Origin of the sequence: Bordetella sp. FB-8 (assembly GCF_000382185.1) — a bacterium.
Taxonomy (GTDB): Bacteria; Pseudomonadota; Gammaproteobacteria; order Burkholderiales; family Burkholderiaceae_B; genus Bordetella.
Genome location: NZ_KB907784.1, coordinates 313,516 through 338,862 on the forward strand (window position 1 = coordinate 313,516; position 25,347 = coordinate 338,862).

Annotated in this window: 22 protein-coding genes; 12 read left to right on the plus strand and 10 right to left on the minus strand. The window is 64.3% G+C overall.

Annotation, left to right across the window (positions count from 1 at the left end):
• The first annotated feature begins 36 nt into the window (after window positions 1-36).
• The 5 genes from kdpB to kdpE all read left to right on the plus strand — a co-directional run bounded on the left by kdpB (window position 37) and on the right by kdpE (window position 6,966).
• Window positions 37-2,175: a potassium-transporting ATPase subunit KdpB gene (gene kdpB / locus H143_RS0101540; protein WP_051094452.1), complete on the plus strand. Its 2,139-nt coding sequence runs from the start codon at window positions 37-39 to the stop codon at window positions 2,173-2,175.
• A 40-nt stretch (window positions 2,176-2,215) separates the two neighbouring features.
• Window positions 2,216-2,827: a potassium-transporting ATPase subunit KdpC gene (kdpC, locus tag H143_RS0101545; RefSeq protein ID WP_019936459.1), complete on the plus strand. Its 612-nt coding sequence runs from the start codon at window positions 2,216-2,218 to the stop codon at window positions 2,825-2,827.
• A 346-nt stretch (window positions 2,828-3,173) separates the two neighbouring features.
• Window positions 3,174-3,515, plus strand: a complete 342-nt coding sequence (locus H143_RS0101550; RefSeq protein WP_019936460.1) for a DHCW motif cupin fold protein — start codon at window positions 3,174-3,176, stop codon at window positions 3,513-3,515.
• Window positions 3,516-3,530: 15 nt separating this feature from the next.
• Window positions 3,531-6,266, plus strand: a complete 2,736-nt coding sequence (locus H143_RS0101555; RefSeq protein ID WP_019936461.1) for a sensor histidine kinase KdpD — start codon at window positions 3,531-3,533, stop codon at window positions 6,264-6,266.
• 10 nt (window positions 6,267-6,276) lie between these two features.
• Window positions 6,277-6,966: a two-component system response regulator KdpE gene (gene kdpE, locus H143_RS0101560; RefSeq protein ID WP_019936462.1), complete on the plus strand. Its 690-nt coding sequence runs from the start codon at window positions 6,277-6,279 to the stop codon at window positions 6,964-6,966.
• Between the two features lie 56 nt (window positions 6,967-7,022).
• On the opposite strand, the gene H143_RS0101565 is transcribed toward kdpE, so the two are convergent.
• From H143_RS0101565 to icd, 3 genes are all read right to left on the minus strand, one after another.
• Window positions 7,023-7,808 (minus strand): TorF family putative porin, encoded by a 786-nt coding sequence (locus H143_RS0101565; protein WP_019936463.1) that lies wholly within the window; start codon window positions 7,806-7,808, stop codon window positions 7,023-7,025.
• Between the two features lie 251 nt (window positions 7,809-8,059).
• A complete protein-coding gene (locus H143_RS0101570) occupies window positions 8,060-10,021 on the minus strand; it encodes a bifunctional diguanylate cyclase/phosphodiesterase (RefSeq protein WP_033365311.1) in 1,962 nt (653 codons plus the stop codon).
• Window positions 10,022-10,058: 37 nt separating this feature from the next.
• Window positions 10,059-11,312, minus strand: coding sequence for an NADP-dependent isocitrate dehydrogenase (gene icd, locus H143_RS0101575; protein WP_019936465.1), 1,254 nt, complete (start codon window positions 11,310-11,312; stop codon window positions 10,059-10,061).
• Window positions 11,313-11,377: 65 nt separating this feature from the next.
• Between icd and H143_RS0101580 the strand changes: the two genes are divergently transcribed.
• Window positions 11,378-11,803, plus strand: coding sequence for a DUF1841 family protein (locus H143_RS0101580; RefSeq protein WP_019936466.1), 426 nt, complete (start codon window positions 11,378-11,380; stop codon window positions 11,801-11,803).
• 11 nt (window positions 11,804-11,814) lie between these two features.
• A complete protein-coding gene (locus tag H143_RS0101585) occupies window positions 11,815-13,080 on the plus strand; it encodes an ion channel (protein WP_019936467.1) in 1,266 nt (421 codons plus the stop codon).
• 19 nt (window positions 13,081-13,099) lie between these two features.
• Here the strand turns inward: H143_RS0101585 and H143_RS0101590 are convergent, their stop codons facing one another.
• Window positions 13,100-13,933: a class II glutamine amidotransferase gene (locus H143_RS0101590; RefSeq protein WP_019936468.1), complete on the minus strand. Its 834-nt coding sequence runs from the start codon at window positions 13,931-13,933 to the stop codon at window positions 13,100-13,102.
• 82 nt (window positions 13,934-14,015) lie between these two features.
• Here H143_RS0101590 and H143_RS0101595 point away from each other — a divergent pair, with 82 nt between their 5' ends.
• Window positions 14,016-14,882, plus strand: a complete 867-nt coding sequence (locus tag H143_RS0101595) for a MoxR family ATPase (protein ID WP_019936469.1) — start codon at window positions 14,016-14,018, stop codon at window positions 14,880-14,882.
• A 63-nt stretch (window positions 14,883-14,945) separates the two neighbouring features.
• The gene (locus tag H143_RS0101600) at window positions 14,946-16,121 is read left to right on the plus strand and encodes a VWA domain-containing protein (protein ID WP_019936470.1); all 1,176 of its coding nucleotides are present in this window, start codon (window positions 14,946-14,948) and stop codon (window positions 16,119-16,121) included.
• A gap of 18 nt (window positions 16,122-16,139) precedes the next feature.
• Here H143_RS0101600 and H143_RS0101605 read toward each other — a convergent pair whose 3' ends face one another.
• Window positions 16,140-16,691: a GNAT family N-acetyltransferase gene (locus H143_RS0101605; RefSeq protein ID WP_019936471.1), complete on the minus strand. Its 552-nt coding sequence runs from the start codon at window positions 16,689-16,691 to the stop codon at window positions 16,140-16,142.
• 173 nt (window positions 16,692-16,864) lie between these two features.
• Here H143_RS0101605 and H143_RS0101610 point away from each other — a divergent pair, with 173 nt between their 5' ends.
• Window positions 16,865-17,416 carry a carboxymuconolactone decarboxylase family protein gene (locus tag H143_RS0101610; protein WP_019936472.1) on the plus strand — a complete coding sequence of 184 codons (552 nt, stop codon included), beginning with the start codon at window positions 16,865-16,867 and terminating at the stop codon, window positions 17,414-17,416.
• An 83-nt stretch (window positions 17,417-17,499) separates the two neighbouring features.
• Window positions 17,500-18,150, plus strand: a complete 651-nt coding sequence (locus H143_RS0101615; protein ID WP_026349625.1) for a helix-turn-helix domain-containing protein — start codon at window positions 17,500-17,502, stop codon at window positions 18,148-18,150.
• A 68-nt stretch (window positions 18,151-18,218) separates the two neighbouring features.
• Here the strand turns inward: H143_RS0101615 and dnaJ are convergent, their stop codons facing one another.
• The 5 genes from dnaJ to hrcA form a co-directional block, all read right to left on the minus strand.
• A complete protein-coding gene (gene dnaJ / locus H143_RS0101620; RefSeq protein WP_019936474.1) occupies window positions 18,219-19,349 on the minus strand; it encodes a molecular chaperone DnaJ in 1,131 nt (376 codons plus the stop codon).
• A gap of 114 nt (window positions 19,350-19,463) precedes the next feature.
• A complete protein-coding gene (dnaK, locus tag H143_RS0101625) occupies window positions 19,464-21,386 on the minus strand; it encodes a molecular chaperone DnaK (protein ID WP_019936475.1) in 1,923 nt (640 codons plus the stop codon).
• Between the two features lie 219 nt (window positions 21,387-21,605).
• On the minus strand, window positions 21,606-22,136 hold the full coding sequence (gene grpE, locus H143_RS0101630; RefSeq protein ID WP_019936476.1) for a nucleotide exchange factor GrpE: 531 nt from the start codon (window positions 22,134-22,136) through the stop codon (window positions 21,606-21,608).
• A 134-nt stretch (window positions 22,137-22,270) separates the two neighbouring features.
• Entirely contained in the window at window positions 22,271-23,236 is a 966-nt protein-coding gene (gene hemH, locus H143_RS0101635; RefSeq protein ID WP_019936477.1) for a ferrochelatase, read from the minus strand.
• A gap of 65 nt (window positions 23,237-23,301) precedes the next feature.
• Complete coding sequence (hrcA, locus tag H143_RS0101640; RefSeq protein ID WP_019936478.1) at window positions 23,302-24,312, minus strand: heat-inducible transcriptional repressor HrcA; 1,011 nt, start codon at window positions 24,310-24,312, stop codon at window positions 23,302-23,304.
• A gap of 120 nt (window positions 24,313-24,432) precedes the next feature.
• On the opposite strand from hrcA, the gene H143_RS0101645 reads away from it, so the two are divergent.
• Entirely contained in the window at window positions 24,433-25,341 is a 909-nt protein-coding gene (locus H143_RS0101645; RefSeq protein ID WP_019936479.1) for an NAD kinase, read from the plus strand.
• Window positions 25,342-25,347: the final 6 nt, after the last annotated feature.

The window sequence follows — 25,347 nt, forward strand, 5'->3', positions numbered from 1 at the left end:
ATGATCATGGATACTCGCAATCCTTCACATGCCGCCATGGCGGCCCCCGCCCCCATTGCGGCCTCGCCCCGGAACTTCGGCTTCTGGTCGCGCTCACTCATGGTCCCGGCGCTGCGCGACAGCTTCGTCAAACTGGCGCCCGCCACACAGTGGCGCAACCCGGTGATGTTCGTCGTCTATATCGGCAGCATCCTCACCACCCTCCTGTGGCTCATGGCCCTGGCCGGCCACGCCGAAGTGCCGGGCGCCCAAGCGCCTGCCGGCTTCATCCTGGCCATCTCGGCCTGGCTGTGGTTCACGGTGCTCTTCGCCAATTTCGCCGAGGCCCTGGCTGAAGGCCGCGGCAAGCAGCAGGCCGCAACCCTGCGCGGCCTGCGCACCACCATCCAGGCGCGCTTTGTCAAATCCGCGCCCAGCGACGCCATGCTGCGCGACGCCACGCCCCTGGCATGGCAAGACAGCACCGTCCTCAAGCCCTCCGGCGACCTGCGCAAGGACGACGTTGTCCTGGTCATGGCCGGCGACACCGTACCCGGCGATGGCCAGGTCGTGTGCGGCATCGCCTCGGTCGACGAAAGCGCCATCACCGGCGAATCGGCGCCGGTGATCCGCGAGTCGGGCGGCGATTTCTCATCGGTGACCGGCGGCACGCGCGTGCTGTCGGACTGGATCTTCGTGCGCATCGCGGCCAATCCGGGCGAAAGCTTCCTGGACCGCATGATTGCCATGGTCGAAGGCGCCAAACGCCAAAAGACGCCCAACGAACTGGCGCTGACCATCCTGCTGGTGGGCCTGACCATCGTGTTCCTGCTGGTCTGCGTCACGCTGCTGCCGTTCTCGGCCTATGCCGTGCATGCCGCGGGCGGCGGCAGCGTAGTCTCGGTCACGGCGCTGGTGGCCCTGCTGGTGTGCCTGATCCCCACCACCATCGGCGGCCTGCTCTCGGCCATTGGCGTGGCCGGCATGAGCCGCATGATGCAGGCCAACGTCATCGCCACGTCCGGCCGCGCGGTGGAAGCCGCCGGCGACGTGGACGTGCTGCTGCTGGACAAGACCGGCACCATCACCTTCGGCAACCGCCAGGCTTCGGCCTTTTTGCCCGCGCCCGGCGTGAGCGAGCGCGAACTGGCCGACGCCGCCCGCCTGGCCTCGCTGGCCGACGAGACGCCCGAAGGCCGCAGCATCGTCGCACTGGCAGACCGCCAGTTGGGTGCGCTGCCCAACAACAATCTGCCCGGCGCCGAGTTCGTGCCCTTCACCGCCCAGACCCGCATGAGCGGCGTGGACCTGCACGGCCGCGCGATCCGCAAAGGCGCGGTCGACGCCGTGACCGCATGGCTACGCGACGGCGGCGGCGCCCTGCCCGCCACGCTGGCGCGCGACGCCGATACCATCGCCCGTCGCGGCAGCACGCCGCTGGCCGTGGCCGACGGCGGCCGCGCACTGGGCGTCATAGAACTGAAGGACATCGTCAAGCCGCAGATCCAGCCGCGCTTTGCCGAACTGCGCCGCATGGGCATCAAGACGGTGATGATCACCGGCGACAACAAGCTCACCGCCGCCGCCATCGCCGCCGAAGCAGGCGTGGACGACTTCCTGGCCGAGGCGACGCCCGAAGCCAAGCTCAAACTGATCCGCGACTACCAGCAGGAAGGCCGTCTGGTGGCCATGACGGGCGACGGCACCAACGACGCGCCCGCTCTGGCCCAGGCCGATGTGGCCGTGGCCATGAACTCGGGCACGCAGGCCGCCAAAGAAGCCGGAAATATGGTGGACCTGGATTCCAATCCCACCAAGCTGATCGAGATCGTGGAGATCGGCAAGCAAATGCTGATGACGCGCGGCTCGCTTACCACCTTCAGCATCGCCAACGACGTGGCGAAGTACTTCGCCATCATCCCGGCGGCCTTCGCCGCGGTGTATCCGCAGCTGGGTGTGCTCAACATCATGCACCTGGCCACACCGGCCTCGTCCATTCTCTCGGCCGTGATCTTCAACGCGCTCATCATCATCGCGCTGATCCCGCTGGCTTTAAAGGGCGTGCGCTACCGCCCGCTGGGCGCGGCCATCCTGCTGCGCCGCAATCTGCTGATCTACGGCCTGGGCGGCCTGATTGTGCCCTTCATCGGCATCAAGCTGATCGACATGATCCTGGCCGCGATGGGCTGGGCTTGAAAACCCGAACCCGCATATCAAGCACATCGAGGAACCCACCATGCAACAAGCCATCGATTCCAAACCTGCCGGCCTGCTGCGCCCCGCCCTGGCGCTGTTCATTACCCTGTCGGTCATCACCGGCCTGGCTTACCCGCTGGTCACCACCGGCGTCGCCAAGCTGGCCTTTGCTCATCAAGCCTCGGGTTCGCTGATCGAGCGCAACGGCCAGGTGATCGGCTCGTCGCTCATCGGCCAGGCCTTCAGCTCGCCCGGCTATTTCTGGGGCCGCCCCTCGGCCACCGCGCCCATGCCCTACAACGCGGCATCGTCGGGCGGCTCCAACCTGGGGCCCACCAATCCCGACCTGACCCAGGCCGTGAAAGACCGCATCGCGGCGCTCAAGGCGGGCGATCCGGCCAATACGGCGCCGGTGCCGGTGGACCTGGTCACAGCCTCGGCCAGCGGCCTGGATCCGCAGATCAGCCCCGCGGCAGCCGACTATCAGATCGCCCGCGTGGCGCGTGCGCGCGGCCTGCCCGTGGATGCCGTACGCAACCTGGTGCGGCAATACACCCGGGCCGGCGCCTGGGCGGGAATACTGGGCGATGCCACGGTCAACGTGCTGGCGCTGAATCTGGCTCTGGACAAGTTGGCGGCGGCGGGACATTGATTGCTTTATCGGTCGATGGCATCGGCACAATGCGAGATGCTGCAAGTCGGCCGGGCCGCGCAGGGGCTGGGGGTTTGCGGCCTGTTGGAGGCTGCCGAGGGCTTCCGTAGGGAGGGCGGGGGCTTTCCGGGCGCGCTGTCCGAGCCCCGCAGGGGCGAGTTCGCGCCCGGCCCGCCCGGACGAGGAAGACGAAGGCCGAGGCCCCGTCCAGGGGCCGAGCCAGCCGACCAGGCCGCAAACCCCCAGCCCCTGCGCGGCCCGGCCGACGTTTCAAGAACTCAAACAATCAGACGACTCTCGACTTGGGGCGTACCATGCAAAAACACAAAACCAGGAGCGCCCCGCAATGAAGATGCCCCCCTTCTCCTTCGGCACCACCGATTGGTCGAAAATCGAAGTCACCGAACACCCTGGAGAAACCGGCAAAGCCTATTGGCGCACGCAATACTTCGGCGGCGAGGACAATAAAATCCGCGTCCGCATGGTCGAATACACCCCCGGCTATCTTGCCGATCACTGGTGCAGCAAGGGCCATATCCTGCTCTGCCTGGAAGGCCAGCTGGAAACCACGCTGAAAGACGGGCGCACCTTCACCCTCAAGCCCGGCATGAGCTATCAGGTGGGCGACAGCGCCGAAGCGCATCAATCCCACACGCAATCCGGCGCCAAACTCTTTATCGTCGACTGACGGCCCCACATCGCCATGGCAGCATCCGCCGACGCGCGTCCCGATCCCGACCAGTTGCTCAAGCAGTTGGACGACACGGAAAGCGCCGCCCGCCGCGGCCGCCTGCGCATCTACTTCGGCGCCTGCGCCGGCGTCGGCAAGACCTACGCCATGCTGTCGGCCGCCCGCGCGCAGCGCGACCAAGGCGTGGACGTCATCGCCGGCATCGTCGAAACGCATGGCCGGCGCGAGACAGCCGAACTCATCGCAGGCTTGGAGTTGCTGCCGCCGCAGTCCATCGCCTATCGCGACCGCATGCTGCAGGAATTCGACTTGCCCGGCGCACTGAAGCGCAAGCCGAAAATCATCCTGGTCGACGAACTCGCGCACTCCAACGTACCCGGCGCGCGACATGCCAAGCGCTGGCAGGACGTGGAAGAACTGCTCGATGCAGGCGCCGACGTATGGACCACGCTCAATGTGCAGCACCTGGACAGTCTGAACGAGGCAGTCGGCGGCATCACCGGCATCAAAGTCTGGGAAACCGTGCCGGATGCCCTGTTCGATGCGGCCGACGAAATCATCCTGGTGGATCTTTCAGCCGACGAACTGCTGCGCCGCCTGCAAGAAGGCCGGGTCTACGTGCCCGAGCAGGCGCAACGCGCCGGCAGCAACTTCTTTCGCAAGGGAAACCTGATCGCGCTGCGCGAACTGGCCCTGCGCCGCACGGCCGATCACGTCGACGACGACGTCAAGGCCTACCGCGACGAACGCGCCATCGAACACGTATGGCGCACACGCGAAACGGTGCTTGCCTGCATAGGCCCCGGACCGCAGGCCGCGCATGTGGTGCGCAACGCCCATCGCTTGGCGCGGCAGCTCGAATGCAACCTGCACGTCATCACCGTGACCACGCCGCGTATCGCCGCCCTGCCGCCGGCACGCCAGCGCCTGCTGGAACAGGCCATGGCGCTGGCCGAACAATTGGGCGCGCGCATCGAGACGCTGGCCGGCGACAACCCCACTGAAGTCATCACGCGCTATATCCGCCGGCACAACATCAGCAAGGCCGTCGTCGGCCGCGATGAAATCCACAGCCGGTCGTCCGCCTGGATCGGCGCGCTTCTGGGCGGAGTATGGTCGCGGCGCCGCGGCAGCCTGGCCGAAGCCCTGGTGCGCGCCTGTCCGGACGTGGATATCGTGCGCATCGCCGCAACAGCGGCGCCAGCGCCGCAGCGCGATCTCGTCCCGTCCGAAGCCGACGAGGCCGACGCGCCGCTCTCGCGCTACGGCTATGCCTGGGCCGGTATCTATTGCGCCATCGCAACTTTGGTCTCAAGCCTCGCCTTTCCAGCATTGCACCAGACCAATATCGTCATGTTCTACCTGCTGGCGGTCGTGGCCGCGGCGCTGCGCCACGGCCGCGGCCCGGCCGCGCTCGCGGCGGCGATCAGCGTGGGATTGTTCGACTTCTTCTTCGTGCTGCCGCTGTGGTCTTTCGCTGTGTCCGACGTGCAGTACCTGCTGACCTTCGCCGTGCTGCTGGGCGTAGGGCTGCTCATCGGCCAGTTGACGGCGGGCCTGCGCGCCCAGGCCGAAAGCTCGGCCAAGCGCGAGGCCGACACCCGCGGACTGTACGAATTCGCCCGCGAACTGTCCTCGGCCCTGCAGGCCGAGCAGATTGTCGGCTCGGCCGAGAATTTCCTCAAGGCCGCCTTCAACGCCCAAATCGCCCTGTATGTGCAAAGACTGGACGATCAATTGCATAGGGCGCCCAAGCCGGCCGACATGCCCGACCCCGACCCGGCGCTGGCGCAATGGACCTTCGACCACGGCCAGGCCGCCGGCATCGGCACGAGCACGCTCAGCAACAGCCCGATCCTGTACCTGCCGCTGCGCGCGCCGATGCGCGTGCGCGGCGTGCTGGCTCTGCACGTCTCCAAACGGGCGCTCTATGCCGAGCCGCAGACGCGGCGCCAACTGGACGCCTACGCCACCCTCATCGCCATCGCGCTCGAGCGCCTGCATTACGTGGAAGTAGCGCAGCAGGCCCTGGTAGGCATCGAATCCGAGCGCATGCGCAACGCGCTGCTGGCCGCGGTATCGCACGATCTGCGCACGCCGCTGACCGGCCTGATCGGCATGGCCGATACCTTGGTGCGCAATTCCATTTCCCTGCCCGAGGCGGCCCAGGAAACAGTGCAGGCTATGCGCGAGCAGGCAAGACGCATGCATGCCCTGGTCATCAACCTGCTCGATATGGCACGCCTGCAGAGTCGGGAAACTGCACTGCGGCGCGAATGGCAGTCGATCGAAGAGCTGGTCGGCGTATCGCTGGCCGCCATGAAGGAAAGCCTGGCTGGCAGGCCCGTCGTGGTGGACCGCCTGTCCGATCTGCCGCTGGTGGAATGCGATGGAGTACTGATCGAGCGCGTACTGTGCAATCTACTGGAAAATGCCGCCAAATACACGCCGCCGGGCAGCCCTATCCACATCGGCGCAGCGATACAAGGTCAGGCGCTGCAGGTCGCCGTCAGCGACCAGGGCCCGGGCGTGCCGCTTTCCGACCGGCAGCGCATTTTCGAGAAATTCACCCGCGGCGCAAGCGAGTCCGCCACCCCCGGCGTAGGCCTGGGACTGGCCATCTGCCAGGCCATCATGCAGGCGCACCGGGGCCGTATCTGGGTCGATCCCGATTACCATCAGGGCGCGCGCTTCGTGTTCTCGCTAGCCCTGGGCACGCCACCGGCCCTGGAACCCGAACCTCGCTAATCCTGCCGCCATGTTCGACTACCGCCCCACCGTACTACTGATCGAAGACGATGCCCACATCCGCCGCTTCGTGCATGATGCACTCGCGGCCGAGGGCTGCGAGGTCTTCGAAGCCGACACCGTCAAGCGCGGCCTGGTCGAAGCCGGCACGCGCCAGCCCGACGCCGTGGTGCTGGACCTGGGCCTGCCCGATGCCGACGGCATGACGCTGATCCGCGAACTGCGCGGCTGGACCGAAGTGCCCGTGCTGGTGTTGTCGGCCCGCGACCAGGAAACCGACAAGATCGCCGCACTGGACGCAGGCGCAGACGACTACCTGAGCAAGCCTTTCGGCCTGGGCGAACTGCTGGCGCGATTGCGCGTGCTGCTGCGCCGGCGCGCCCGCGACGCGTCGAACGCGGCCGAGGTCGATTTCGGCGACGTCCATGTCGATCTGGCCCGCCGCATCATCACGCGCGCCGGCCAGCCGATGCATCTGACCCAGATCGAATACCGCCTGTTGGTCTCGCTGCTGGCGCATCGCGGCAAAGTGCTGACGCATCGCGAACTGCTGCGCGAGGTATGGGGTCCTTCCCACGTGGAAAGCAGCCACTACCTGCGCATCTACATGGGCCACCTGCGCCAGAAGTTGGAAGCCGATCCGGCCCAGCCCGTTTATCTGCTGACCGAGATCGGCGTGGGTTATCGCTTCGCTGCCTGATCGCCGGATCGCCGGAACCCCGGAGCGCCGGAGCGCCGGAACGCCGGAACGCCGAATCAGAAAGTCTTGGTAATCGAGGCGATGACGGCAGCGCCGCCCATATATTGGCCCTGTGGGCTGGTATAGACGGTGTGGCGCGCGTTGGTTTGCACATATGCCAGCGCGGCGCTCCAGCCTTGGCCCATATCCTTGGTGGCGCCCAGCTTCCAGTCCAAGTAGGAACCGCCGCCGACGTTGCGCACGTACTGATAGCCGATGTGCGAGTTCACCGTCAGTCCCCAGACGCCCGTGTCGTAGTTGTCCGACAGATCGAAGTACTGGCTGTGCTGGCTGTTGGCCGCGCCGAACAAATTGCTGGTGGCGTACGAGTACTTGAAGGTGAGCGATTTGTAGGTCAGAGCGCCGTACAGCTCGGTGGTGTTGGGGCTGACCGTGCCGGACGGATAGTTGCCGAAGTACTGGTAGCGCAACACGCCCAGGTCGTAGCTCCAGTCACTGTTGATGCTGTTCTTGTAGCCGCCGTAGAAGTCCGTTTCCACCGGTGCGCTGATCTGGCCGTTGCTGTTGCCCAGCCAACGGATGGTCGAATCCCAGTTACCCAAGTAAAAGCCGCTCTTGTGCGTGAAATCCAGGCCGCCCGAGACAGCGGGATAGCCGGCCGACTGCATCAAGCCGCGGTAACGGTACTGGCTGGCCACACCGATGTTGGGAACCAGCGTGTAGTCCGACTGCGCAGCCTGTGAGGCCGGGGCGGTATCGTCGGCCCAGCTGGGAAAAGACAATGCGGCGAGAAAAATTCCTGCGCTCAGGCAGACAAAGCGCTTAGGGGAGAGGGGCAGCATAGCGAGTTTTTCCTTGTCGGTCGGCAAAAACGCAAAGTGCGGAGGCACTCTGACATGGAGCTTTAAGCAAGTGACATGCCAGCTTTGCGTTGCCGCACAAAACGCAGTCGCACCCAAGCGCAGTACCGGCAAATGGCGCCAAGACGGTGCCAAGCCCGGCCGAAATACGCACCTACCGCGTAGCCACTTGCACCGATATGGCACGGATCAATGCCGGCCGCGCCGAATGAACGGCCTGGGAAGCGGCGGTCTCAGGCGGGCCGCGGCCCATGCCTGGGCGCCTCGACACACGCGCCATCGAAACCGGCTATACGGCAGGCATCCGCCTCGCTCGGCGCGGGGCGGCCGAAGAAATAGCCCTGCGCTTGCATGCAGCCTTTCTGCATGACGCAAACCAGCTGGTCCATCGTCTCGACCCCTTCGGCCACGGTCGTGACCCCCAGGCTCTTGCCCAGGTCCGCGATGGCCTGAACCACGGCCGCGCAATCGGGCCGATCCAGCGCGTCGCGCACGAACGAGCCGTCGATCTTGATCTTGTCGAAAGGGAAAATCCGCACGTGGGCCAGCGATGAAAAGCCCGTGCCGAAATCGTCCAGCGCGATGCGCACGCCCATGGCCCGGACCTGACGCAGTTCGGCCACCACGGCGCCGTCTTCGCGCAGCAAGGCGGTCTCGGTCACCTCGATTTCCAGGCGAGGCGGCTGCAGCCCCGCCTCGGAGAGGGCTGCGACGATGGCCGGCACCAGAGTGCCTCGCCCCAGTTGCGCCGCCGAAACGTTGACGGCCACGCTCGCGCCATCGGGCCAATGCATCGCCTCGCGGCATGCCTGACGCAACACGAACCGGCCTATCTGGTCGATCAATCCGCTGCCCTCGGCGACCTGGATGAATTCTTGCGGAGACACCCAGCCGCGCCCGGGATTGTGCCAGCGCAGGAGGGCCTCCCTGGCCGTGACCTGGCGCGACGCGATATCAACGATAGGTTGGTAGAAGACGAAGATGTCCCGTTCTTGATGCAACGCTGCCTGCAGCTGCGTCTCCAGCCGCAGGCGCTCCTGAGCGTGGTTTTCCATATCCTCCGTGAACAGGCGGTAGGTTCCTTTGCCCGCCGCTTTGGCCGCGTACAGCGCCATGTCGGCGTGCGCCAGCAGGGCCGCGGCGCTTTCGCCGCGACGCGTGGTCAGCACGCATCCGACCGATGCACCAATGCGTACCTGCGCATCCTTTTCAAGAACATAGGGAACCGAAAGCGCGTCCACCAGGCGCGCCGCCATGCCCCCGACCTGTTTCTCACTGGTATTGCGCAGGAGCGCCGCGAATTCATCCCCGCCGATCCGGCCGAGCGACATGCCCTGGGCGCGCAGGCACTGCGCATCAAGCCGCCGGGCAACCTGCCGCAGCAGCTCGTCGCCGGCATGATGGCCTCGGCCGTCGTTGATGAACTTGAACCCGTCCAGATCGATGTAGAGCAGGCCCAGCGCCCCCTCGGGGTCGGCAAGGCTGCGCTCGAGCTGTTCGAGAAACGACGCGCGGTTCGGCAGTCCCGTCAGCGCATCCTGGTGCGCCAGCCTGTGTATGCGCTCCTCGGCCCGAAGCCCGTCTACCATGTCGATGAATGCACGATAATTGCGGAAAACCAGGATCATGAACATGATCGAGGCCAACACCATATTGAGGGCCACGGCGATCAGCGTCAGGCTACCCGTCGAGGCAAAAAAGCCGGCGAATTCCAGGTTCACGATGGCGATCATGATGAACGCAGCCGATCTCAACTGCCTCAGGCTGAAAACGTAACCCATGGTGGTAATCGCCACGTAAAAAACCACGTGTGCTTGGGCATAGGCGCCGCCGTAGGGAAAAAGGCATAGCGCCCAGGCCGTGAATACGGCGGCCACGGGAGCGGACAGCCAGTTCGCGCGTACGACCATCCTACTTGCCGTCAAGACGGTGGGGGCCGTCCAGCGCGTCCTGCACCAATGCAGGATCCGCGTGGCGCTTCCCAGGGTAAGCAGCGCCGGCGCGGCTATCGTCAGCCACCACGGCGCATACGCCATGTGAGTCGCCGCCACCATCCAGGTGCTCGATATGAAGATCAGATGCATCACCGGAAGCTGCTGGGCAAGCGCCCGATACTGCGCCATCACGACATCGGCGCGATCCAGCGGGACGGTGACGAGGCCGACCGCACCCGCCAGCAATTTTCTCGGTGTCATGGCTCCGTGTCTTGGACCTTGCGGGCGCGGCGACGGCCTACATATTGGCGATCATCGCCCGGCCGAAGCCCGAGCACGACACTTGCTCGGCACCCGGTATCAGGCGGGCAAAGTCGTAGGTGACCTTCTTGGCCAGGATGTTTTTTTCCATGCTGCTGATAATGAGATCCGCCGCTTCCAGCCAGCCCATGTGACGCAGCATCATCTCGGCCGCGAGAATCTGAGAACCCGGATTGACGTAGTCCTTGCCCGCGTATTTGCGGGCCGGACCGTGCGTGACCTCGAACACCGCCACCGAACCGGACATATTGGCGCTGGGCGCAATGCCGTGCCCGCCCACCTGAGCCGCCACGGCGTCGGAGATGTAGTCGCCGGTCAGGTTCATGGTGGCGATCACGTCGAACTCGCTCGGACGCAGCAGCACGCGCTGCATGAATGCATCGGTCAGCACGTCCTTGACGATGACGTCGCGGCCCGTGCGCGGGTTCCTGATGCGGCACATGGGTCCCTTGTCGATCAGGCGTGCGCCGAATTCATCGACCGCCAGGGCATAGCCCCAGTCGCGGAAGCTGCCTTCGGTGAATTTCATGATGTTGCCCTTGTGCACCAGCGTCACCGAATTGCGATCGTGGTCGATCGCGTATTGAATGGCCTGGCGCACCAGGCGCTCCGAGCCATCGCGCGAGATGGGCTTGATACCGACCGCCGAGGTGTCGGGAAAGCGCAGTTTCGCGCCCAATTCGTTCTGCAGCAGCGCGATGAGGCGCTTGGCTTCATCGGACTGCGCCGCGTATTCGATGCCGGCGTAGATGTCCTCGGAGTTCTCGCGGAACACGACGATGTCGGTCTTTTCCGGTTCGCGCACCGGCGAGGGCACGCCCTTGATGTAGCGCACCGGCCGCAGGCACACGTACAGATCGAGCTTCTGGCGCAGCGCCACGCTCAGGGAGCGGATCCCGCCCCCCACTGGGGTGGTCAGCGAACCCTTGATCGCCACGGCGTATTCGCGGATGGCGTCCAGGGTCTCGTCGGGCAGCCAGTTGTCCGTGCCGTAGACCTGCGTGGCCTTCTCGCCCGCATAGACTTCCATCCAGTGGATCCTGCGCTTGCCGTCATAGGCTTTGTCCACCGCGGCATCGACCACCGCGCGCATCACGGGGCTGATGTCCACGCCCACGCCGTCGCCCTGTATGTAGGGAATCACGACCTGGTCCGGCACCACGAGCGACTGGTCGGCGTTGACGGTGATCTTCTGGCCCTCGGCGGGGACCTTGATGTACTGGTACGGCATGAGGCTGGCTCCGGTGGAATCGGCGGCAATTCTATAGAATACAGCCTGTAACGCAGGACTTCCCCATGTTCAATCCTTCACGCGAGCAAGTTCGCGAATTTTTCGTCGAGACCTGGCGCAAGCACCGGGCCAACGAGGTGCTGACCCCGCTGGAATCGATGGCGCTGGACTGGGTGATCGAACACCCCGAATACCACGCCGATCTCGAAAACCCCGAGGCCGGCCAAGCCGATTATCCGGTCGAGAAAGGGCGCACCAATCCGTTTCTACACCTGTCGATGCATCTGGCCATCGCCGAGCAGCTGTCCATCGACCACCCGCGCGGCATACGCGCCGCCTATCAAAAGCTGGTCAACCGCGGCGACGCGCATCATGCCGCGCACGAGATCATGGAATGCCTGGGCCAGGTCGTGTGGGAAGCCCAGCGCCTGGGCACGCCGCTGGACAGCGAAGCGTATATCGAATTGATCCGTCAGCGCACCGGACGCTGAACCCCGCGGCAATGAGCGAATTGAGCCATCGCGCAGCCTTCAGTAAGCGCTTCGCGCTCGGTTTTTCGGGCCGCGCGCGAATGATATGGACGCGCCTCTACCGCAGCCTGCGGATGCGGTCATGGTTCCCGCACGTTCCGCTGGCTCTGGCCGTCGGTTTGGCCGGCTTCGTGCAGGTCTGGCCGTCGCAGGGGTCGTTGCGCGAGGCTGCCTCTTTCTTCGCGGCGCCCCGGGAGGTAAGCGACCTGTCCCGCGGTTTCAACGCGCTGGCGATCCATGGCGTATCGCAGGATCTGGTCGGCGGCCTGCTGATAATGCTTTCGCTGGGCCTGCTGCTGCACTCGCGGCTGGCGTGGGTGCTGACGCTGCTGATGACGGCCGCCACGGTCGGGCTGCAGTTCATGCCGCACGCCCAACCGCTGCCGGCCGTCACTGCCTATAGCGGCGTCTTGCTGGTCCTGCTGATCCTGGCCTATGGCAGCTTTCAGCGCGCCAGCCTCGCCACCGGCACGCTGTTCGCGCTGATCGGCGTCCTACTGACCGTGGGCTACGGCGTGCTCGGCAGCTACACGCTCGGCCATGAATTCGCGCCGCCAATAGCCGACTTCGATTCGGCGCTCTACTTCACCGTGGTCACCATGTCGACCGTGGGCTACGGCGACATCGTCCCGCATACGGCACACGCCAGGCTGTTCACGGCCTCGCTGATCATACTGGGGCTTGTGGTTTTTGCCACGTCGCTGACCGCGATCGCCGGGCCGCTGATTAATCAGCGCATGATGAACTTGCTGCAACCCAGGAAGAAAAAGATGAAGCGCACCGACCACATCATCGTAATCGGCAACACCGCCCTGGCGCGCAGCACCGTCAAGGCCTTGACCGCTCGGGGCCTGCACGTCACCGCGATCTGGCAGGCGCGTGCATCGGAGGGGGTGCAAGAGCCCGAGGATCTCGTGATCGGCGACGCCAGCGACAACAAAGTGCTGGAGAGCGCCGGAATCGCCAATGCCCGGGCGGTGCTGGCCCTGGGCGCGGACGATTCGGACAATGCCTTCGCGACGCTCGCCGCCAAGGATGCCAATGCCCAGGTGCGCACCGTGCTCGCGGTCAGCGATGCCCGCAGCATGAGCCGGGTTCGCCACGTCCGGCCGGATGCCGTTCTTGCGCTGCCTGCCATCGGCGGTGAACTCCTGGCCATGGTGCTCAGCGGAGAAGAAATCAATCTCGACGAACTGCTGGGGCAGCTTCTGAAGCTCGGCGACGCCGAGAGCGCATGACGGGCGGTGGCATCTCGATCTAGGGTTCGATAGGCGCGAACGGCCGGTAATCGACATGCGCGCCGCGCACGACAATCGCCGTGGCCTCCGGCACCTGGGCCCAGGCCTGCGGCAGGTCGACGAGCGGTTCGGAGACGATCAGGTATGCATCGTCGCCTGCGGCCGCGATCTGCGAATCGTCGGGATAGAGTTCATAGAAATGCCTGAACGCGGTGCTGTGGTACAGGGAGGCGGACTTGCCTTCACTCGAATAGCGCACAGCCACCAGTTGCTCGCCATCGCTGGCGCACACGGTCATTCTGACCGGATGCGCGATCCCGTACCCGCGCGCGGTGGCCTCGATGAAGCCGACCATGCGCGCCAGCGCCGGCACCGGATCGAACTCCAGCCCGAAGGTCATGGCCAGGTGGAACATCGCTTCCGAATCCGTGGAGCCTTCCAAAGAATTGAAGCGCTGCGGGTCGATGGCCACGAGCAGATCGCGGCGCACGAGCGGAAAGCTGTCGATCAATCCGTTGTGCACGAACATCCAGCGCCCGTGGCGAAACGGATGGCAGTTGGTTTGCTGCACCGGCGTATGCGTGGCCGCGCGGATGTGCGCCAGGAACATGGGCGCCGACACGGCGCGGGCCAGTTCGCGCAGGTTGTGGTCGTTCCAGGCCGGCTGGACGCTGCGATAGCGATAAGGATGATCGGACGGCCGCTGGTACCAGCCGATGCCAAAGCCATCGCCGTTGGTGGTCGTCGCGCCGAGCCTGGAGTGCAGACTTTGGTCGATCAAGGAATGATGCGCGCGAAACAGCAGCGTTTCCAGGTGGACGGGGTTGCCCGTATAGGCCAGCCAGCGACACATGATGCCCTCCTTTGCGCCAGGCAACAGGCGCCCAAGGCACGGGCGCTATGATAGGCGCAAACCTTTGACATCGCACCCATCCATGCAGAACACGTCCTCCGCACCCCGCTTCGAAGGCACCGACCGCTACGTCGCCACCGACGATCTCAAACTGGCCGTGAACGCGGCCCTGACATTGCAGCGCCCGCTACTCATCAAGGGCGAACCCGGCACCGGCAAGACCATGCTGGCCGAGGAAGTGGCTCGCGCGCTGGACCGGCCGCTGCTGCAGTGGCACATCAAGTCCACCACCAAGGCGCAGCAGGGCCTGTACGAATACGACGCCGTCTCGCGGCTGCGCGATTCGCAGCTGGGCGATGAAAAAGTGCGCGACATCCGCAACTACATTGTGCAGGGCACGCTGTGGCAGGCCTTCGAATCGGAACGGCCGGTCGTCGTGCTGATCGACGAAATCGACAAGGCCGATATCGAATTTCCCAACGACCTGCTGCGCGAAATCGACCGCATGGAATTCCACGTCTACGAGACGCGCCAGACCGTGCAGGCCAGGCACCGCCCGCTGCTGATCATCACGTCGAACAATGAGAAAGATCTGCCCGACGCCTTCCTGCGCCGCTGCTTTTTTCACTATATCCGCTTCCCCGACCGCGAAACAATGCGCGACATCGTCGCGGTGCACTACCCCGACCTCAAGGCCGACGTGCTGCGCGCCGCGCTCGACACCTTTTTTGCCCTGCGCGAGGCGCCTGGGCTGAAGAAAAAACCCTCGACCTCGGAGCTGCTGGACTGGCTGCGCCTGCTGCTGGCCGAAGGTGCCAGCGCCCAGCAGATCGACGCCCACGCGGCGGCGGCCGTGCCCATGCTGGCCGGCGCCCTGCTCAAGAACGAGCAGGACATGCAACTGCTCGACCGCCTGGCCGCCATGACGCGCAACACGCAGCGGCGCTGAGCCAAAGGCGCGACATGGCGACCTCCTCGTTCGCTGCCCACCTCGCAGCCCGGCGTCACTGACATGCTGACCGACTTCTTCTACCACCTGCGCGCGCATCGCTTGCCGGTGTCGGTGCAGGAGTACCTGACGCTCCTGGATGCCCTGCGCGCCGATCGGCTCATGGCGCCCACGCTGGACGATTTCTACTTCCTGGCGCGCGCCGCCCTGATCAAGGACGAGACGCTCTACGACCGTTACGACCAGGCCTTCGGCGCCTACTACCGCGGCATCGTGGCCAAGCTGCCACCCGATAAGGAAATCCCGCTGGACTGGCTCATCAAGCAATTCGAAAAAAGCCTTACACCCGAGGAAAAGGCCGCCATCGAAAAGCACGGCTGGGACAAGCTCATGGAACTCTTCAAAGAGCGCCTGCAAGAGCAGAAAGAGCGCCACGCCGGCGGCAGCAAGTGGGTCGGCACGGGCGGCACCTCGCCTTTCGGCAACGGCGGCTACCACCCCGAAGGCATCCGCGTGGGCGGCCAGTCGGCCGGCAACCGCACGGCGGTGAAAGTGTGGGACATGCGCCAGTTTCGCGATTACGACGATCAGGTCGAACTGGGCACGCGCAATTTCAAGGTGGCGCTGCGCCGCCTGCGGCGCTTCGCGCGCGAAGGCGGCGAGCTGGAGCTGGACCTGGACGACACCATCGCCAGCACGGCCCGCAACGCGGGCTGGCTGGACCTGCGCCTGGTGCCCGAGCGGCACAACAGCGTGAAGGTGCTGATGCTGCTGGACGTGGGCGGCAGCATGGACGATCACATCGCGCGGGTGGAAGAACTGTTCTCCGCCGCGCGCAGCGAGTTCCGCAACCTGGAGGTCTATTACTTCCACAATTGCCCCTACGAGAGCCTGTGGCAGAGCAACCTCCGCAGGCGCGAAGAACGCTTCGACACCTGGGACATCCTGCGACGCTACAACGCCGATTGGCGGCTCATCATCGTGGGCGACGCCACGATGAGCCCCTACGAGATCCTGCAGCCGGGCGGCAGCGTCGAATACAACAACAAGGAAGCCGGCGCAGTCTGGATGCGCAGGCTGCTCGATGCCTGGCCGAAATCGGTGTGGCTCAATCCGGAGCCGTCGAACTCCTGGCAGTACCGCCAGTCGATCGCGCTGATGCACGACATCATGCAAGGCCGGATGTATCCAGTCACGGTGGCGGGCCTGGAGCAGGCCATGCGCCTGCTGTCCAAGTAAAGCGCACGCGCCCCGCGCTCAGCCATCCACCGGATTGGCCGGCGTGGACAGCGTGAGCTGGTAGAACGCCACATCCAGCCACCGGCCGAACTTGAAGCCGGCCTGGGTGATCGTTCCCGAATGCACGAAACCCAGCTTGCGGTGCAGGGCGATGCTGCCTTCGTTGGCGGCGTCGATGGCGCCGATGATCAGGTGCACCGGGTTCGCCTGGGCGCGCTCGATTAAAAGACGCAGCAAGGTCTCGCCCAACCCCAGCCCGCGGAAACGCTTCTGCACGTAGATGGAATGCTCGACCGAATACTTGTAGGCCGGATAGGCGCGGAAAGTACCGTAGCTGGCAAAGCCCATCAGCGCGCCGTCCGCGCTCTCGATGCCTATCACCGGAAAATTGCCTGCCGCCTTGGCCTGGAACCAGGACGTCATGTTTTCCATGGAACGCGCCTTGTAGTCATACAAGGCGGTCGAGGTGAGAATGGCGTCGTTCAGGATGGCCAGGATGGCCTGGGCATGGCGCTCGAACGTACATTCGACGATGCTGGCGCCGGCGGGAAGAGAAATAGTCGTATCCATGCCGCAATTGTATAGCCCGGCCTGAACGGGCAAGACCCGCAGCGATCAGGCCAAAGGCCTCGATTGCCTCCGAGGTAATTGAGGCCTTTGCGCCTATCCCGCATATTGAAGGTCACTCGGAAAAACACGCATCCGATAAATGCTTCCCTTCTTTCAATTGCGAAGTCAAGATCATGCCCAGCTTCCCTGTTCATACGTTCAATTCCGCCCCCGAGGCTTCCCGGCAGGCCCTGGAGGGGCTTCGGTCCGCCTTTGGATTCATTCCCAACATCGCCGCAGCGATGTCGACGTCGCCCGTCCTGATCAACAGTCTCGCTGGCCTCTTCCAACAGGTTCATGGAGGCAGTTTTTCCGAACCGCAAATCCAGGCGGTCCTGCTCACCAACGCCGTCACGAACGGCAGCACCTGGGCAGCCGCCTTCCATACCGCCCTGGCGCTCAGGAACGGCATTCCGGCGTCGGACGTACAGGCCATCCGCGACGGCGGCCCTCCCCACGACGCCAAGCTTTCGGCCTTGTCCAAGCTTGCAAAAGCGCTGATCGAGAAGCGGGGCCGCCTGGACACGCACGACAAGGAAGCATTCCTGCAAGCCGGTTTTGGCCTCGATCATCTGCTCGAGGTGGTAGCGATCGTTGCCGCATCGACTATCACCAACTACACCGGAAGCGTCGCGCAACCGCCCTTGGAAGGCGACTTCCAGGCATATGCCTGGCCGGCCCGCTGACCTGCCGGGAACAGGGAACCCAGGACGGCAAGCCGGTAAGATTGCAGCGCATCGGATTCATGGCCCCACGGACGGATAGAATCATGCACCCCGCAATCCATAAAAACGCCTCACGAGACACAGTTCAAGGCGGCTTGGGTCCTTTGATGCGCTATTGGCGCGGCATGCGCGGCAAAAGCCAGCTCGACGTCTCTCTGGACACGGGTATCTCGCAGCGGCACATCAGCTTCATAGAAAGCGGGCGCAGCACCCCCAGCCGTCAAACGCTGCTCGATATCGCCCAGGCTCTCGATATTCCTTTCAGAGAACGGAATGCCCTGCTGCAATCGGCGGGCTATGCGGCCATTTATTCGGAGAGTCCGCTTGAAGCCTTGGAAACACAGGGCTTGCGCAAGGCGTTGCATCGCATGTTGAGCCAACACGCGCCATTCCCCGCCCTCGTGATGGACCGCTATTGGAACGTCCTGCTCGTAAACGATTGCTCAACGCGTTTTTTTAATAATTTCGTCGACATGCCGGCGCGAACAGGCCCGCGCAATATGCTTCATCTCATATTTGATCCCGATGGCATGCGGCCGTTCGTAGTCAACTGGGAACGGACAGCACGCAGCCTGTCGATGGTTTCCGCTGTAGGAACGCCGCAGACGATCAGCGCGCAGGAGCTACGCATCGAATCCATGTTCCCCGCCGACGACGCCACGGAAATGAGGCACATCCGGATGCTGGGCCATTAACAGGCAGGCCCCTCGATTTTCGAGGGGCCTGCTTTATTTCGCCTCGCGGCGCGAGGCGCTCGGCGCCATCAGGAGAAAAACTCCTTCACCCTATCGGTCCACGACTTGCTCTGCGGCGAGTGGCGGTCGCCCCCGTCGTTGAGCGAAGCTTCGAACTGGCGCAAGATGCTTTTCTGCTCGTCGTTCAGGCGCACCGGTGTCTCAACCATCACGTGGCAGTACAGATCGCCCGGATAGGCCGATCGCACGCCGCGTATGCCCTTGCCGCGCAGGCGGAAGGTCTTGCCCGACTGCGTGCCCTCGGGAATCGCGATCTCGGCCTTGCCGCCCAGCGTGGGCACCTGCAGGTCGCCGCCCAACGCCGCCGTGGTGAACGGGATGGTCAGCTCGCAATGCAGGTCGTCGCTATCGCGCTGGAAGATCTTGTGCTGCTTGATGTGGATTTCGACGTACAGGTCGCCCGGCGGCCCGCCGTTGATGCCCGGCTCGCCGTTGCCGGTGGAGCGGATGCGCATGCCGTCGTCGATGCCCGAGGGGATCTTGACCTGCAGCGTCTTGTTCTTGCGCACCCGGCCCACGCCGTCGCAGACGTTGCACGGATCAGTGATTTCCTTGCCGGTTCCGTGGCAGGTCGGGCAGGTCTGCTGCACGCTGAAAAAGCCCTGCTGCATGCGCACTGCGCCCGAACCATTGCAGGTGCGGCAGGTCTTGGGGGTGGTACCCGGTTTGGCACCGGAGCCGTGGCAGGTGTCGCAGTTTTCCCAGCTGGGTACGCGGATCTCGGTATCAAAGCCGTTGGCGGCCTGCTCGAGCGTGATCTCCAGGGCGTATTTCAGGTCGCCGCCACGATAGACCTGCGGACCGCCGCCGCGCCGCGCGCCGCCGCCACCGCCGAAGATCTCGCCGAAAATGTCGCCGAAGGCGTCGGCGAAACCGCCGCCCATACCCGCGCCTCCCATGCCCGCGGCATTGGGGTCCACGCCAGCGTGACCATAACGATCATAAGCGGCGCGCTTCTGCTCGTCGCTCAGGATTTCATAGGCATCCTTGGCTTCCTTGAATTTTTCCTCGGCCTCCTTGCTGCCCGGATTGCGGTCCGGGTGGTATTTCATGGCGAGCTTGCGGTAGGCCTTCTTGAGCTCGTCTTCGGCGGCATTCTTGGCCACGCCGAGAATTTCGTAGTAATCGCGTTTTGCCATGGCGGATTGGGTACTCTATAAATGCGCCCGCCCGGCAAGCCTGAATACGGCCCCGGGCGGCGCTGCTTCAGTGGATTTCCCCGCGCTTGCGTGCGAGCAGATCCACCCTGCGTCTTACTGGTCGCGCTTGACTTCCTTGAAGTCGGCATCGACCACATTCTCGTCGACCGGCTTGGCATTGTCGGCCGCTTGCTGCTGTGCGGTCTGCTGCGCCTGAGCGTCGGCGTACATCTTCTCGCCCAGTTTCTGCGAGGCCTTGCCCAAGGTCTCGACCTTGGCGTCGATCTCTTCCTTGGTGCCGGTCTTGAGCACCGCTTCGAGTTCCTTGATGGCCGCCTCGATGCTTTCCTTCTCGGCCGCCTCCAGCTTGTCGCCATACTCGCCCAGCGACTTGCGCGTGGAGTGCACCAGGCCGTCAGCCTGGTTGCGGGCCTGGGCCAGTTCGGCCAGGCGGTGGTCTTCGGCCGCGTTGGCTTCGGCGTCTTTTACCATGCGCTGGATCTCGTCTTCCGACAGACCCGAGTTGGCCTTGATGGTGATCTTGTTTTCCTTGCCGGTGCCCTTGTCCTTGGCGGACACGTGCAGAATGCCGTTGGCATCGATGTCGAAGGTGACTTCGATCTGCGGCAGGCCGCGCGGCGCCGGGGGAATGCCCTCGAGATTGAACTCGCCCAGGGCCTTGTTGCCCGCGGCGATTTCGCGCTCGCCCTGGAACACCTTGATCGTCACGGCCGGCTGGTTGTCGTCGGCCGTCGAGAACGTCTGCGAGAACTTGGTCGGGATCGTGGTGTTCTTCTGGATCATCTTGGTCATCACGCCGCCCAGGGTTTCGATACCCAGCGACAGCGGCGTCACGTCCAGCAGCAGCACGTCCTTACGGTCGCCCGACAGCACCGAACCTTGAATGGCGGCGCCGGCGGCGACCGCTTCATCGGGGTTCACATCCTTGCGCGGATCGCGGCCGAAGAATTCCTTGACCTTGTCCTGCACCTTGGGCATGCGGGTCATGCCGCCGACCAGGATCACGTCGTCGATCTCCGAAACCTTTACGCCGGCGTCCTTGATGGCCACGCGGCAAGGTTCGATGGTGCGCTCGATCAGATCCTCGACCAGGGCTTCCAGCTTGGCGCGCGTAATCTTCAGGTTCAAGTGCTTGGGACCCGAGGCATCGGCCGTGATGTAGGGCAGATTGATTTCGGTCTGCTGGCTCGAGGACAGCTCGATCTTGGCCTTTTCCGCGGCTTCCTTCAGACGCTGCAGGGCCAGCACGTCCTTGGACAAATCGACGCCTTGATCTTTCTTGAACTCGGAAATGATGTAGTCGATGATGCGCTGGTCGAAATCTTCGCCGCCCAGGAAGGTATCGCCGTTGGTCGACAGCACTTCGAACTGCATCTCGCCGTCCACGTCGGCGATTTCGATAATGGACACGTCAAAGGTGCCCCCGCCCAGGTCATATACCGCGATCTTGCGGTCGCCCTTCTCGGCCTTGTCCAGACCGAAGGCCAACGCAGCCGCGGTGGGCTCGTTGATGATGCGCTTGACTTCCAGGCCGGCGATGCGGCCGGCATCCTTGGTGGCCTGGCGCTGGCTGTCGTTGAAGTAGGCCGGCACCGTGATCACGGCCTCGGTAACCTCATGGCCGAGGTAGTCCTCGGCGGTCTTCTTCATCTTGCGCAGGACTTCGGCCGACACCTGCGGAGGCGCCAGCTTCTGGTCGCGGGCCTGAACCCACGCGTCGCCGTTGTCGGCCTTGACGATGCTGTAGGGCATCAGGTCGATGTCTTTCTGTACCGCCTTCTCTTCGAACTTGCGGCCGATGAGGCGCTTGACGGCGTACAGCGTGTTCTTGGGGTTGGTAACCGCCTGGCGCTTGGCCGGCGCGCCCACCAGGGTCTCGCCATCATCCATATAGGCGATGATCGAAGGCGTGGTGCGGGCGCCTTCGGCGTTTTCGATGATCTTGACTTGGCCGCCTTCGACGACAGCCACGCAGCTATTGGTGGTGCCCAGGTCGATGCCGATGATCTTGCTCATGGTATTTCTTACCTTGATAAGTGAATACGTTAAATGGGTTGAATGCTTGGATGTCTGGTAATTAAGGGCCGATTTCGGCTTTTCAAGGCCTGTTTAGGTTCTTTACGCGCCGAGGCTGCCCTGCGTAATTCCGATGATCTCCCGGTGGGCTGCGCTTGGCCGCCCCGCGTTTGGCCGCCCCGCGCTTCGGATTCCTCCGGGCCCTGGGTTCGAACCCGTTTACTGGCCCGCGGAAACCACCACCAGCGCCGGGCGCAAGGTGCGGTCGGCAATGGCGTAGCCCTTTTGCAGTACCTGAACCACGGTATTGGCGGGCTGCTCGGCGGGCACCGAGGAAATGGCCTGGTGCTGATGCGGATCGAATTTGTCGCCCTGAGCCGGCGCGATTTCCTTGAGCAGATTGCGCTCGAACGCGCTGGCGAGTTGCCTGAGGGTCATCTGAACCCCTTCGCGCAGTGTTTCGACGGTCTGGTCGGTCTGAGCCAGGGCGGCTTCCAGGCTGTCCTTGACCGGAACCAGGCCTTCGGCGAAGGATTCGATGCCGAACTTGCGGGCCTTGCTCACGTCTTCCTGGGCGCGCCGGCGCACGTTCTCCGCCTCCGCCATGGCGCGCAGCACCTGATCCTGCTGGGTCTGCAGGGCGGATTGGACGGATTCCAACTCAGCGCGCAGGGTGTTCAGCTCGGTTTGCAGATCGTCCCCTGCTTGGGTTGCAAGGCTGGGATCGATCGGCTCTTGGGGTGCCGTCATGGGGTCCTCCGGAAGAAAATGTTACGAATACCTATCTCGACCATATGGAGATGGGTTCGCGGATTTCAAGGGCCTGACTCTGCCTGGCGTAAAGCGGCAACCGAAGGTCGCAGGACGCCATCGGCGCCACGCAGTCAGGTCTGCAGCTGGCGTTGCACCAGCCGCGCCATTCCATCCAACCAGGTCGGATCATCATTGAGCGCGGGGATGTAACGGAACTGCTTGCCCCCGGCCTCGATGAACGCTTCCCGGCAGAGCTGGTCGATCTCCTCCAGCGTCTCGAGGCAGTCGGCCATGAAGCCTGGACATACCACGTCCACCGATTTGACCCCCTCACCGGGCAGGGCCTGCAAGCGCGGCAAGGTATAGGGTTCGAGCCAGCGTTGCGCGCCGAAACGGCTCTGGAACGTGACCTCGGAGCGGGATTCGATCAGACCCAGACGCTGGCGCAGCAGCGCAGCGGTTTCCAGACAGTGGCGGTAGTAGGGATCGCCACGATCGATCATGCGCCGCGGCAGGCCGTGAAAGCTCATCAGCAGCTTGTCCGGATGTCCGTGGTCCTGCCAGTGCCGGGCGATGCGGCCGGCCAGGGCATCCAGGTAAGCGGGATCCTCGTAGAAGTGCTCAATGACGCGCGGCTTGGACACCAGCCCCAGGGGTCCGACTTGCGCCATCACGGCATCGACGACCGAGCCGGTCGTGCTGCCCGAGTATTGCGGATACAGCGGCAGCACCACGATGCGTTCGCACCCGGCCGCACGCAGCGCCGCCATGGCATCGGCGATGGCAGGCCGACCGTAGCGCATGGCAAGCTCGACGCGGACATCCAGCCCGCTGGCCGCCAGCCGCTCGGCCAGTCCGTCGGCCTGGCGGCGGCTGTAGACCAGTAGCGGCGAGCCGCCTTCCAGCCAGATGCCGGCGTAGCGAGGAGCCAGCCTTTTGGGACGGCTGCGCAGTATCACGCCGTACAGAATGGGCAGCCACAGCAGCCGCGGCAGCTCGACCACGCGCTGATCGGACAGGAACTCGGCCAGATACTGCCGGATGGCATGCGGCGTCGGCGCCTCGGGCGTACCCAGGTTGACGACCAGCACGCCCATACGGCCGTTCGGGGGTCGGTGGATTTGCGAAGGATCAGCGGACACGACGATTCCTGTTGAGCGTGCTAGTTGTTGCTGAGCGCGTTCGACAGCAGACGCGCGGTGATGTCGACGATGGGTATCACCCGCTCATAGGCCATGCGCGTGGGTCCGATCACGCCCAGCGTTCCGACCACTTTGCCGTCCACTCCGTACGGGGCCGTGATGATGGAGACATCTTCCACGGGCATGAGCTGCGAATCGCCGCCGATGTATATCTGCACGCCTTGCGCGCGGCGGGACATGTCCAGCAGCTGCAGCAGGTCGGTCTTTTTCTCGAACAGCGAGAACATCTTGCGCAGGCGGTCCATGTCAGAAGCGATGTCGGTCACTTCGAGCAGCTTGCGTTCGCCTGAAATCACCATCGCATCGCCGTCGTCGGCCGCCTCGGCGCCCGCCTCGACAGCAGCCTGCATCAGCCTGGAAATGTCCTCGCCCAACTGGGCCAGCTCGGTGGAAAGGGTGCGCCGCACCGCCTCGAAAGACTTGCCCGAGAAATGCACGTTGAAAAAATTGCCCGCCTCGATCAGATCCGCCTCGCTGTAGTCGCGCTGCATGGCCAGGATGCGGTTCTGCACGTCGCCATCGGGCGTGACGATGATCAGCAGCACGCGCCTGTCGGAAAGGCGTATGAATTCGATGTGGCGAAACACCTGAGAACGCTTGGGCGTGAGCACCACCCCGGCAAACTGCGTCAGGTTGGACAGCAGCGCCGCGGCCGCATTGACCGCCCGGGCCGGTTCGGTCATGGGCAGCATATCGGCCACTTCGTGTCCGTAGCTAGGTTCGAGCTGGTAGGCGCGCACGGCCAGCAGCGTGTCGACGAACATCCGATAGCCGCGGGGCGTGGGAATGCGGCCGGCCGAGGTGTGGGGACTATGGATCAGCCCCTGGTCCTCAAGATCGGCCATGACATTGCGGATGGTGGCGGGCGACAGGTCAAATACCTTGGAAAGCGTGCGCGACCCTACCGGCTGCCCATCGGCGATGTAGCGTTCGATAAGAGCTTTCAGCAATGCGCCCGCGCGGTCGTCCATGCCCCTATTTTAAGGAAAGTTTGCGAGTCGGGGGTTTTTTTCTCCCTATGCGCGGCGGACCGCGACTTTATAATCGATCCACCCGCTACGTCGACGGAATAATAAAAGGCGCGAAACACGATGCACTTTCCAACCATCGCCCTGATCGGCAGGTACCAGGACAGCGGTCTGGACGGCCCGCTGCGCGCGTTGGCGTCGATGCTGACCCGGGCGGGCCGCGCAGTGCTGATCGAGACCGAGACGGCCCGCAATACCCAGGTACACGAGTACCCGGTGGCCACCCTCGAGGAAATCGGCAAGACCGCCTCACTGGCCGTGGTCATGGGCGGGGACGGCACCGTGCTGGGGGTCGCCAGGCACCTGGCGCCCTACAGCGCGCTGATCGTAGGCATCAACCACGGCCACCTGGGCTTCATCACCGACATCTCCCTGCCCGAAGCGCACACCGCGCTGGCCCAGATGCTGCACGGTAATTACCGCATCGAAGAGCGCATGCTGCTGACCGCCAGCATCTGGCGCGGCAGCCAGCAAATGTACGCCGCCACGGCGCTGAATGACGTTGTCATCAACCGCGCCGGCCGCGGCGGCATGATCGAAGTGCATGTCGAGCACAACGACATTTTCATGTACTCCCAACGCGCCGACGGCCTGATCATCGCCACGCCTACCGGATCGAGTGCCTATGCTCTGTCGGCCGGCGGCCCGCTGCTGCACCCTGGCCTGAACGCCGTGGCGCTGGTGCCGGTCGCGCCGCAGACCCTGTCAAACCGCCCCATCGTTATCCCCGGCGATGGCGTACTCAAGCTCTCGCTCACCGCCGTCGGGCGCGGTCAGACGGGCGCTAACGTGCACTTCGACATGCAATCCTGGTCCGACCTTCAGGTGGGCGATTGCATCCGGGTACAGCGTGCGCCCTGGAACATCCGTTTCGTGCATCCGCAAGGCTACAGCTATTTCTCCACCCTGCGCCGCAAGCTGCACTGGAACCTGATGCCGCACGACACCGAACCCGGCGCCAAGCTCGGATAGCCCCTA